The sequence below is a fragment of the Chitinophaga barathri genome, assembly GCF_003807585.1.
GTDB lineage: Bacteria > Bacteroidota > Bacteroidia > Chitinophagales > Chitinophagaceae > Chitinophaga > Chitinophaga barathri.
Genome location: NZ_RMBX01000004.1, coordinates 262,607 through 274,624 on the forward strand (window position 1 = coordinate 262,607; position 12,018 = coordinate 274,624).

General features: G+C 49.3%; 7 protein-coding genes and 2 tRNA genes. 5 read left to right on the forward strand and 4 right to left on the reverse strand.

Annotation, left to right across the window (positions count from 1 at the left end; translation table 11 throughout):
- Positions 1 to 50 precede the first annotated feature (50 nt).
- Entirely contained in the window at positions 51 to 5,693 is a 5,643-nt protein-coding gene (locus tag EG028_RS09365) for a hypothetical protein (RefSeq protein WP_123864612.1), read from the reverse strand.
- 532 nt (positions 5,694 to 6,225) lie between these two features.
- Here EG028_RS09365 and EG028_RS09370 point away from each other — a divergent pair.
- A complete protein-coding gene (locus tag EG028_RS09370; protein WP_120516163.1) occupies positions 6,226 to 6,942 on the forward strand; it encodes an SEFIR domain-containing protein in 717 nt (238 codons plus the stop codon).
- 33 nt (positions 6,943 to 6,975) lie between these two features.
- Positions 6,976 to 7,677 carry a hypothetical protein gene (locus EG028_RS09375; RefSeq protein ID WP_123864613.1) on the forward strand — a complete coding sequence of 234 codons (702 nt, stop codon included), beginning with the start codon at positions 6,976 to 6,978 and terminating at the stop codon, positions 7,675 to 7,677.
- Between the two features lie 193 nt (positions 7,678 to 7,870).
- Here the strand turns inward: EG028_RS09375 and EG028_RS09380 are convergent.
- The 3 genes from EG028_RS09380 to EG028_RS09390 form a co-directional block, all read right to left on the reverse strand.
- Positions 7,871 to 7,956, reverse strand: a tRNA-Leu gene (locus EG028_RS09380).
- Positions 7,957 to 8,049: 93 nt separating this feature from the next.
- A tRNA-Gly gene (locus EG028_RS09385) sits at positions 8,050 to 8,125 on the reverse strand.
- A 76-nt stretch (positions 8,126 to 8,201) separates the two neighbouring features.
- Positions 8,202 to 9,032: a hypothetical protein gene (locus EG028_RS09390; RefSeq protein WP_162946408.1), complete on the reverse strand. Its 831-nt coding sequence runs from the start codon at positions 9,030 to 9,032 to the stop codon at positions 8,202 to 8,204.
- Between the two features lie 112 nt (positions 9,033 to 9,144).
- On the opposite strand from EG028_RS09390, the gene EG028_RS09395 reads away from it, so the two are divergent.
- From EG028_RS09395 to EG028_RS09405, 3 genes are read left to right on the forward strand one after another with little or no spacing between them, the layout of a single operon-like run.
- Complete coding sequence (locus EG028_RS09395; RefSeq protein ID WP_162946406.1) at positions 9,145 to 10,152, forward strand: DUF3667 domain-containing protein; 1,008 nt, start codon at positions 9,145 to 9,147, stop codon at positions 10,150 to 10,152.
- 53 nt (positions 10,153 to 10,205) lie between these two features.
- Positions 10,206 to 11,210 carry a DUF3667 domain-containing protein gene (locus EG028_RS09400; protein ID WP_162946404.1) on the forward strand — a complete coding sequence of 335 codons (1,005 nt, stop codon included), beginning with the start codon at positions 10,206 to 10,208 and terminating at the stop codon, positions 11,208 to 11,210.
- Between the two features lie 18 nt (positions 11,211 to 11,228).
- Entirely contained in the window at positions 11,229 to 12,005 is a 777-nt protein-coding gene (locus EG028_RS09405; RefSeq protein WP_120516158.1) for an enoyl-CoA hydratase-related protein, read from the forward strand.
- Positions 12,006 to 12,018: the final 13 nt, after the last annotated feature.

The window sequence follows — 12,018 nt, forward strand, 5'->3', positions numbered from 1 at the left end:
AGTATTATAGAGGATGCCCGGTTAAAATCATAACCGGGCATTCCGATCCTTTATAATTTCAATTTGGTGAATTTGATCTTTGTCACTTTGCCGTCTGCATCCACAAAATTCCCCGAATATAGGCCGTTGGTCAGGCTGCTGATATTGATGGTCATAGTACCTCTCAGGCCTTGTATATTTTTTTCGAGCATTCTGTTGCCGATCATATCTGTAATATAAAAGTTCACCCAGGAACCATCGCCGATGATCCTCAGAGTGATTTCCGAATTGGCTGGGGTGGGATACAGTTGCACTTCGCGGCTATTGTCGCCGTTCAGCAGTGTGAACTCCAGTATGTTGCTGTAATAATCCGCAGGACATGCGGCTACGCCGGCCACCATGCACCTGATCACCGAAGCCTGGTCCGTGGGGCGGTAGGAGAACGTGGAGCGGTTTTCGTTGGGGAAATAATTCCATCCGCCGCCGTTGCTGATCTCCCATACATATCCATATATGTCCATTCCGGGCTCTACGCTGGCCGTGAGGACGGTAGCGTCTCCGCTGAACAGCGTGGTTTTGCCGGAAATGGTCACCTTGGGTGAAGTATGCGGCAATACCTGTATGGTAACCGGTTGACTGGCGGCCCGTTCCATATGGCAACTGGCGGCATCGTAGAATTCCACGGTCACCACATCACCGTTAGCCGGAGTAGAGTTGGTGTATTGCATTTCGTTGTTTCCCACAGCGATGCCGTTCTTTTTCCACTCAAATACTGGCGAACGCGCGCCTTCCGTGGCGGTGGCGTTGTATATGGCAGGCTGGCCTTTACAAAGCATCTTGTCTTGTACGGAGAGGCTCACCTCGGGGAAAAACGCTTCTACCGCTACACGGATCGTGTTGCTTTGAGACACTTTAAGGCCGCAGGGCGTCTGGTCGGAAACGATCACATATACATCGCTTTCCGGGCTGAGCGTACTGGTAGTGAAGTACGGCAGGTTCTCGCCCACCTGATTCCCTCTCAGCATCCATTTGTAATGCAGCGGTTTTCTAGGGCTTTCGGACACCGCAGTAAATGTAACAGGCGTACCGTAACATATCTGGTCTTTTGTGACGGTTATTTTTACAGGCGCCTGGAAGTCGTTCGCCTTTACCACAATGGTGTCGCTAAAGAGTGTAAGTGTATTGCAGTATCCCTGTGTTGTGACGGTAAGGGTTACTACATCGTTATTGTGGGCCTGCATTTCAAAGTTGCTCAGCCAGGTTTTCGAAACACCATTCACTTTCCAATCGTATCTCGTATTAGTGCCTTCATTTCTGATGTTTGCGCTGAATGAGATGTAAGCACCCTGACAAACGCCGGTGTCTGATACAGCTATCGTTACTGAGGGCGTTATTTCTTTTATCAAACGAAGGGTGATCTCGTTGCTTTCTACGGTTACCGTGTCTCCGCATCCATTGGTGGTGGTCATTCTTACCTTTACCCGCTCTACGGAATCCGTCATATTATAGATATGATAGAATTCGTCGGTTTCGTCTCTCGGTGGAGTTGGCATGCCATTCCGTATCCATTTATATTTCGGGGCAATACCTGTATTCGCCGGTGTAGCCCTGAAAACGCCGTTGCGCCCCTGGCAAATGAGCGTATCCGGTATGGCAAGTGTCACAGATGGAGGCAGCGGTGATTTGATATTTACCTGCAGGGTATCGTACCGGGTACCAGTGCAACTTCCGGCGTTGATGGCCTTTATGATGTACTGTGTTGTATCCGGGATACTGATGGATAGTTTTGAAGGGCCTGTTATAAAGGCGCTGCCATTGGTGCTCCATTCGTAAGTCCCGCCTTCGTCCGCAACGCCGATGGTAAGCGGCTCTCCAGGGCATATGGTGGTATCCGGCCCGAGGAATGGCATGCCTTTCAGCCGCACGAGCACAGAATCGCCGGCGGTAACGCCATTGCCCGCGGTAACGGTGAGATAGTACATGGTGGGCCTGGATGGACTTACCAGTGGGTTGGGTTCGCGGGAAACGAATCCAGTGGGGATGGAGGTCCAGTAATAGCGGTAGCCGGGCGTGGCCTGCGCTGTGCCGATACGTACGGTTGTACCAGGGCAGGCGGCTGTATCCATACCTGCGTCAGCCACTGGAGGCTGCTCATCCATACAGAAATCAAGGTTCGTTTTCATGAACACATTACCTGGATTATTCACCGGCATATTAAACATACTGGTGGGCCCTTCGTAATACATGCGCACGGAGCCGCCGAAAAGGAAGTTATTTTCTCCCGCATTCAGGAAGTGATCCGGTACGTGCCAAAGGTCCATACTCCTGCCGCTTTTGCTGATCTTTTTTAATACACCGGCGGTGTCGTAACGCGCTACAAAAAACTCGGAATCCATCAGGCGTACCTCTTTGTGGTTCCCGTCCCTGGAGGTGAGCCTGAATGTCGTATCAGCAATTCCGTTCAGCGCGAGGAAGCCGGTTACGAGCAGTTCCTGGTTTTTGAGCACTACCGTTCCGCCGCGTGCGTAATAAGTAGCGTAACTGGCGTTGTGCCAGCGGTATTTACCTTTGTCGTCAAACTTATATACGGCAAAGCCCTGGGTGCTGTCCCTGACTTCAATGGTGCTGCCGTCGCTGTGGGTGATGAAGTGGGGGATGACCGCTTGGTAATTGTTCGCTTCGGTACTTCCCGCGAGATAGAAATGTTTCCAATCAGCATCGGCTACGACGCTTTTTATCCTGGAACCGCTGCTGAAGGAGCTATCGTTGAAGGTATTTATCCATTCCGCTTTACCGGAGCTGTTATACTTCATGAAAAAGCCCGTGGAGTTGCCTGGGTAGGACTGTTTGAAAGATTTGTATGTTTCGCGTCCGGCATTGTAGATCTCCATCCCGTATTCATACTGGCCTCCGAGGAAAGTATTGCCGGATGGATCCGAGATGATATCTTCCAGCTTGCAGATATTATTGCCGTCATCGAACTTAATATGCGTGCCCCATTGAAGATCTCCGTCCCTGTTGAGCTTCAGGATGTATGTCCCGGTTTCCGGGTTATTATAGTCGTACGACGGGTAATTAAATATCTCATGCCAGCGGTATTCTTTGTAATTGAAATACAACAATCCCCCGTTGAATGTGCCGGTCAGGAAAACGTTTTCGCCGTTGATTACCAGTTTCTTTGGGTGCGGTGCATACCGCGAATTGACCTGGTCGTGCAGCACGGTGTGCCATAGATATTTTCCGTAGGGGTCGAGCTTCATGATAAAACTATAGGAACCCCAGATGTCCCCGTATATAGCTGTCCTCAGCATAACGGAATCGCCGTTCATGAAGTACATATATTTCAGTTCGCTGAAAGCGCCCGCGAGGTAGATATTCCCGTCTTGGTCCGTTTGTGTGGCGGTGATGCCGCCGCCTTTCATGTATACATACCATTTCAGCACGCTTTCACCGCTGTAATTGCCGGCATAGGAAGTGGTTCCTTCCGGCAGGTTAACAGTTACACCGTAGCGGCTGCCCAGCGTGGTGTGGCCGGTGAGCTCCGCCGCTACCAGGAAGCCGCCATCGGGCGCGGTCGCCATATCCTTTGTAGTTACGTTGCCGTCAGCAGAAGGCTGCGCGATATAACATACATCGGGGATGGTGTTTTTATCATAAATATTGACGGCGGGCATCGTAGCGGTGTCCCGGCAACCGTTGCGGCTAATAGCGGTGAGCGTTACGGTTTTCATGCCTGGGCTGGCATATGATACGGCTGGCGGATAACGTTCGCCGCTGCCGGTAATGCTGGCATCTTCGTTGAACTGCCATTGCAAATGCGCGGCATCGCGGGAAAGGCTGTTGAACTTTACCGGTTCGCCCGGTGCGATATTCAGCATGTTTGCCTGGAAAGCCGCAGTGGTCTGTTCTACAGCGATCATTATCTCACCGAAGGTTTTTGATACGTGTGGGGCATTGGGTATGGACGCCCTGATACGGTACGTACCGCTCCGTGATATGGGCCAGCTCGTGAAAGTAAGATCGCCGCCCTGCCCCAAGGCCCTGCCAAATACATTTTCCAGGCTGTCCACCAGTTCGTATACGATACCTGTTACGGACCGCTGGATAGTGAGGCTTACCGGCCCTGTTTTGCAGCGCAGGGGCGTCAGAAGGGTGACCGGCACTTCTTCCGGTTTCTCCAGGTACACAAATCCGGGAACCTGGCCTTTGCCGTTCTCGGTGATCAGGGTGATGTTGCCCGAAGCTCCGTCTTCTACCCTGGCGTGTACTTCAGAGGCGTTATTGTTTCCCCAGGCGTTGGAGCGCACGCCGCCAAAATATACCGCCTTCACACCAATACCGATGTTAAGCCCTTTGAGGATCACCTCGGTGCCTTTGGTGCCTTCCATCGGCCAGGCGGAATAAATTTCAAGCAGGGGTGTGAAATGGACGTATTGTGTAACGGTATCTGATTTTATCCCATTGGTTACGATCAGCGTAATCGTATCTGTTAGTTGTTTGGTGCTGCTCCGCTGGTAGCTGGCATTGTAGGAAGTGGCTATTTCCCGGCCGTTCAGCATCCAGCTGAACTGATATTTCGGAGACGACGCGTTCACCAGGTCCACCGTGTTGTCAATATCATAACCGCTGGTATCCACGGTAAAAAATGCGCGGGGCTCCGGCATGCCGCCGCCGTTATATGCCTGCTCCAACAGCCCGTGGTCGCCGCCTGCCAGTATATAGCCTGAAGGAAACACCTGGAGGTCGTTGTGTGTATAGTTGGCGTACGTAAATCCTCCACTCCTTGGAAGAGGCTCCCATACTTTGCCGGAATCTGTGGTCTTATAGAGGGTATAGGGGTCGGAAGACAGGGCGATGGCCGTACTGGCATCCATAAACCTGACATCCTTTATAAATATGGAGGGGTAACGGGGAGCGGATAACGCGCGCCAGGTATCGCCGCCATCTTCGGTAAAAAACGATTGGGGGCCAGATGGGCCATTGGTGGCGTGCACAAATCCTTTTTGCGGTGTGAAGAAATGCACACCGGTGTTTGGCCCGCCATATACCGGCCCCAGCTTCCAGACGTATTCCGAAGCTTTATCTGTAATAAAATACAAGCCGGCGGAAGATTCCGTATAGGCCACGATGTGTGTGGCATCTATCAGCTGGATGTGATCAAGCCCGGATATCTCGTAAGTGAGCCACCAGCTAAGGCCGCCATTGTTTGTTTTCAACAGCCCGTCCGGTGAAACGGCGTAGCCGGTAACCCTGTCCGGCAGAAAACATATGTCCTGCACCCCCTTGCTTTCCGGCAGCGGTGTGTACACCCGATTACCATGTTGAACGAGTTTGTATTGATCTCCGCCGTCCGTGGAATAAAGGATAGCAGGTTCCAGCCCGTAATCACCATATACCAGCAGGGTATCTTTACTGAAAGCCTTCACCCCGCGGATATTAAACCCGAAAGTAAGGTTCACTGTATGAAATCCGTAGTTGACGTTGCCGGCAGTAATATATTTTTTGATATAGGTCTTGCCACTGTCTACCGTATAGCCGACCCATTTATTGGTGGCAAGATAACCGGTAGATGGAGAGAAGAAGTCAATCTTTTGAATACGGAGGTCTGCATCCTGATCAAGGTACAGCTGTCTGACCTGTGCCTGAGTGGGGATTAAAAAACAAAACATTCCGAGCAACCATACTGAAATACGGAAATTGTAGAAAAAACTCATATGTATTATTCTGAGGTATAGGAAATCGTCGGTCTGGCCTCCGTTTAACTCGCAAATTTAAGTAATCGCAGGCGGAATAGAAAGGCGGGTAGGGGAATGATCCACTTCTGGATGAACCCCATTACTTCCCAATGACTGAGATATTGCTCCGTAATGAAATTTCATACTATTCAATGGAACTATTTCTCCTGCTATAGTCAAGTAAGAAGTCCGCTATTTGAAATGTTTCCGGCATGTCGGAATTCAATGGCATGTTGCGCCGGATTAGCGCACCTACCCGATAGGTCAGTTCTCTACCATCAAAAGGCATGCATAGATAATCGTCGAGCCCGGCAGCAAAAAGGGGCGCTTTATGTAAATAATAAAGTTCCCCGGTTTGCCTAATAAACCGGATGACAACGCGAGAATACGGAAATATTTAATTTTGACGTAATTATTTACGTCAAAATGCTGCATTTTTTCATCATTTTCGTAGCGTGTCACCAAATTTGAACAATGCATCTGGTGTGAAAGGATAGAAAAAAATTCTAGAATGACGTACAAAAATTTAGTTCCTGCAACAGTATTTATTTCATATAGCTGGACGACCCCTGAACATCAGGATTGGGTGACCAGTCTTGCAACAAGGCTAATGCAAGATGGCGTAGAAGTTAAGTTTGATAAGTGGGAATTGAAAGAGGGCCATAATAAGTACATCTTTATGGAAACTATGGTTACATCTGAAGAAATAGATAAAGTTCTTATTGTTGTCGATAAGGAATATGCTAAGCGTGCGGATGAAAGAAAGGGAGGTGTTGGAACAGAAACCCTTATTATTACGCCAAAAGTATATGAAAATGTTAAACAGGAAAAGTTTATACCACTTGTAAGAGAAATAAATGATGAAGGGAAAGCTTATCTGCCGGCATATCTTGACGGCAGGATATATATAGATTTTTGTAACCAGGAACAGTTCGAGACGAGCTATGAAAGACTGCTTCGTAATATTTATAATCGACCTGAACATAGCAAACCGAAGAAAGGGCAACCGCCAGGCTATTTGACAGAGGAAACCCCAATGCATTTCAGAACGACAACTATGGTTCGGGCTTTGGATGTTCAAGTTGATAAACATCCAAGTCGCGTTGAAAGGTCATTCGGCGAATTTCTGGAAGAGTACATTGGGAATCTGATGGATTTCGTTGTTCCTGAAGAAACAGAAAAAACAATTGAAGCTGTGGGTGCCAGAGTATTGGATATCTTTTCGTAGTATTCACTGCTGAAACAAGACTATGTTACCTATTTGGAGAAGTTATTTAAAAGTGGGATTTCGTTTGATTCAGATATAGTACTTCGTTTTTTTGAAAAACTATTCCATGCCAAAGATCCACCGGAAACAAATGGACATACATCACAGCGATACCGATATGAACATTTCGTTTTGATTACGGAAGAGATTTTTCTTTATACCGTTACTATTTCTGTAAAATACAACAAATATGATCTGTTAGCTGATATCTTTCATTCAAGATATCTTCTTTCGAGAGATGGCAGATCAAATGATCCGGAAAGTTTTTCAGCCTTCAATGAAAGTTATCGTCTCATCGATGATTATTATAAGAAATTAAAGGGCAATAATTATTTCAGCGTACAGGCCGAAATAATTATGAATCATTTGAGTACCGGAATCACCCGGCAGCAAATAGTAGAGGCGGATTTACTATGTTATTATATCGCGAGCATAAGAGGCGGCTATTATTTTCCAAGGACGTATGTGTATAGGGACGAATATAGCCGCAATTTTGAGTTTTTTAATAGACTGGTTTCACGGAAGCATTTTGAGAAAGTAAAAGATGTCTTTGATGTAGAAAATACTGACGAATTATTGGAGAAGTTAGCAGAGTTAAATGCAAGGGGGCCTCAAAGGGGATATCCCGCATCTTTTAGTAAGATACCCGCTCCAGAATGGTTTATAAAGAATGAAGAAATTGGGAAATCGAGATAAGCAATTTTATGGAACGCTGTTCGGTAGAATTAATTTGAAGTATAACCGGCAAGAATAGATTAACTTTAATAAAACCTAGTTCTTTACTTCTCGCAAAAACTCAGTCAAAAAGTTTGCTTGCAAATTGTTTGAAATTCTCCTGAAAACAATAAAGGCCTCCTCACGGAAGCCTCTATAACTATTTGGTATTCAGTACCCGGGACGGGAGTCGAACCCGTACGAGCCTTGCAGCTCACAGGATTTTAAGTCCGGCGTGTCTACCAATTCCACCACCCGGGTATCCTGCCTTGTAAATGTAGACATTTGTAAACATTCACAAAGAACTTTAAACAAAAATTCCAAACCGCTTGTGACAGTTTGGAACCTTCATAATGGAGCGGAAGACCGGGCTCGAACCGGCCACCCCGACCTTGGCAAGGTCGTGCTCTACCAAATGAGCTACTTCCGCATTACTGTATAAGAACTTTTTTCTGTTGGGATTGCAAAGATAGGAATTGTTTACAATCTGCAAAGTATTTTTTTATCTATTGAAAAAATTCATACGTGTATCGTACCATGCCCAGCAGCTCTTTCCCTTTACCATAGCAGTCTTCCCGCGCCGGCAATCCCTTTTCGTCATAGCTGTATTTCCATACCAGGTAGTCCCCCGTTTCAATGTTCACCACCGTCATTTGCGCCAGCCTGCCGCTGCCGTCGTACTCAAAATTATAGTCCGGCAGCATCCTTTTGCGGCTCGGGTGGTAGCGCAGCACGTCGGTAAGCCGGCCCTGCGCATCGTAGTTGTAATACACGCGCTGGCGGCCCGGGGCGGCTTCTTCGGTTACGCGGCCGCTGGTATCTGTTTTGAATACCACGATGCTGCTGTCCAGCCCTTCTTTTTTGATCACCAGCTGAGCCAGCCGGCCCGTACTGTCATATACAAAGCGGCGTTTTTCCGAGGTGCGGAACTTGTCTTCCGTTCCCCTGGAGCCCGCCTGGATCTCCGCCAGGGCGCCTTCGGGGGTATACTGGTACTGCATCGTGCTGATGTTGTTCAGCGTGCTATCCACCGTGCGGGTAAGGCGGCCGGAGGCGGAAAAGGTGGAGGTGAGTACGGATTTGCCGCTCACGCTGCTCTGCGTCACCGCCCGCAGCTGCCGGAAAGTGGCGTTGGTACCGCGGATGCAGATGAAGTCATTGTCCGTTTCCTGGTTGGCATCCAGCGTTTTAACGTGCTGGAAGCTCACTTTGTTGGTTTTGAACAGGGCCATGGTAGCCGCCGTCTGGGCGGTGTTGTACACGTCCTGGTAATAATACTGGGCCCGGGCGGCAGTGCCCAGGGCCAAAAGGAGAAGTATGGTGGTCAGTTTACGCATGTTTGGCTTCGATGATCGCAAAAGTACTAACGTTCCGGGCAATTTAAAACGTATATGCATGAGAATAATTCATAAATCTATATCTTTAACCGTCCTAAACCTGCGAACCAGTTTGAAAACACAGCATATCAGAAAAGACAAAAACTGCCTTAACTGCGGCCACGACGTGCCGGACCGTTTTTGCGGCCATTGCGGGCAGGAAAATGTGGAAACTAAGGAATCTTTCGGCCACCTCGTGAGCCACTTTTTCCAGGACATCACCCACTACGATTCCAAACTCCTGCTCACGCTCAAATACCTCTTTTTTTACCCCGGCCACCTCACCAAAATGTATATGCAGGGCCACCGGATGGATTATGTGAACCCCATACGGCTGTATGTGTTCACCTCGTTCGTGTTTTTCCTCATGCTCAGTTTTGTACAGGAGGGGCATAACCCCTACGACCGTCACCGCAAGGAGCCTACCACCCGAATGGTGTTCGACACCACCGGCACCAGGCTGCAGCAGGCGCTGGACAGTGGAAAGGTAGAGGCGGACGAGATCGAAAAAACCAAAGCGGCCATCGCGGTGATGCGGACGATGCGGGAGCTCTCTCATGATACCACCGGCCGCGCCACTGCCCGATACGATTCCCTGCAGGCCGCCGTGCCCGAAAATGAAAAACATGGTTTTATCCTCCGCAATTTCCTCCACCGCTATTATGAAATGCAGGACAAATACGGGGAAAATGTACAGGACGTGATCCGCGACAAGATGGCGCACAACTATCCCAAGCTCATGTTCCTGCTGCTGCCGTTCTTCGCGCTGCTGCTCAAATGGTTCTATTTCAGGAAAGCCCATTATTACGCGGATCATGCCATCTTCGCCATACACATGCATACCTTCATTTTTATGACCGGTATCATCGCCGTGCTGCTGAACCTCCTGCTGCACAGCGATAGTGTCTATGCCTGGTTCATGATACCGGTGTATATTTATTTTGTGTTCGCATTGCGCAATACCTATGCCGTATCGTTCGGCATCGCCCTGCTGGATTCTGTGCTCATATTGATCTGTTATGCGCTGGGTACCCTGATTGTCGCTTTGTTGTTCCTGTTGCTTATTTTCGCGATAGCATAGTTGATGGATGTCAAGATCTGAATCGTTCATTATCCTAAACCCGGATTATAGCTTTGAGTACACAGCACCTGAGAAAGGACAAAACATGTCTCAACTGCGGCCAGGAAGTACAGGTCCGTTTTTGCAGCTATTGCGGGCAGGAAAACGTGCAGACCAAAGAATCCTTCAGGCACCTGGTGAGCCATTTTTTCCAGGATATCACACATTACGATTCTAAATTCCTCACTTCCCTCAAGTTCCTGTTCTTTTATCCCGGGCTGCTTACAAAAGAATACATCAACGGCAAACGGATGGCCTACATCAATCCCATCCGGTTGTACGTCTTCACGTCGTTTGTATTTTTCCTCATCCTGGGCATGACGGGCAATCGTGATAATCCCTACGAACGGGAGGTACAGGCCAAACAGCAGAAGGAGTTCGAAGCGATGCTCATGCAGGCGGACAGTTTGCAGGATGCACTCCGGCAGGGCAGGGTAGCCCCCGCGGATACCGCTTCCACGCGCAACAGGATCCAGGTGCTCAGGGTGATGGGCACGGATACCATCCGCAATGCCGCGCACCTGTACGATTCCATCCAGCAGTCCATGCCGCCGCAAATGCGTGAAGACTGGTGGGAACGCAAAATACAGACCCGCACCCTGGAAATGCGCGACAAATACGGCACAAACATGGGGAAGGCCTTTGCGGATAAGGTACTGTACAGTTTTCCCAAACTGATGTTCCTCCTGCTGCCGTTCTTCGCCCTGCTCCTGAAATGGTTCTTCCGCCGGAAGTCATGGGTGTATGCGGATCATGCTATCTTCTCCATTCACTTTCACACCTTCATTTTTATGTTCGGCATCCTGGGGATGCTCCTCAATACGCTGCTGCATTCGGAAACGCTCTTCGGCTGGATGATGATCCCGGTGTTCCTGTATTTTGTGTTCGCCGTACGGAACGCTTACCAGGTGAGTACCGGCACAGCCCTGCTCCGGTCGCTGGGCATCCTGGCGGCGTATGCGCTGGGTACGATCATGGTCGGGTTTATCTCCATTTTTCTTATTTTCGCTTTCTCGTAACCACCAAAATCATACACCATGACCGGATTCATTATCGTGCAGCCGCAGGTACGGCCTTTTGTGGCGCATATTCAGCTGAACAGGCCCAAAGAGCTGAACGCCCTGAACCTCCAGCTGATGCAGGAATTGAGGGATGCGCTCCGTGAGCTGGACGCCGATGAGCAGGTGCGGGTGATCGTGATCAGCGGGAATGAAAAAGCTTTTGCGGCGGGTGCGGACATCCGGCAGATGGCGGGTCTCACGGCCATGGATATGTATAATATCGATCAGTTTGCGACCTGGGACGCGATCAAAAAGATCAAAAAGCCCCTCATCGCCGCTGTCAGCGGTTTTGCCCTGGGCGGCGGCTGCGAGCTGGCCATGCTCTGCGATATGATCGTGGCCGCGGAAACGGCGAAGTTCGGGCAACCGGAGATCAAAATAGGGGTGATGCCCGGCGCCGGCGGCACACAGCGGCTCACCCGCGCGGTAGGCAAAGCCCTCGCTATGGAAATGGTGCTCACAGGGAAATTTATATCCGCGGAAGAAGCACTGAAATCAGGGCTGATCAACCGGATCGTACCGGTGGACCTGTACCTGGAAGAAGCGTTCCGTCTCGCGGCTGAAGTGGCGAAACAAAGCCCGCTGGCCGTGAAGATGGCAAAGGAATCCGTGTTGCGCGCCTTTGATAGTACGCTGGACGAAGGGCTGCATTTTGAAAGAAAAAACTTTTACCTGCTCTTTGCCTCCGATGATCAGAAAGAAGGCATGAACGCCTTCATCGAAAAAAGAGAGCCGGTATTTACAGGTAAATAACCGATAAAAATTT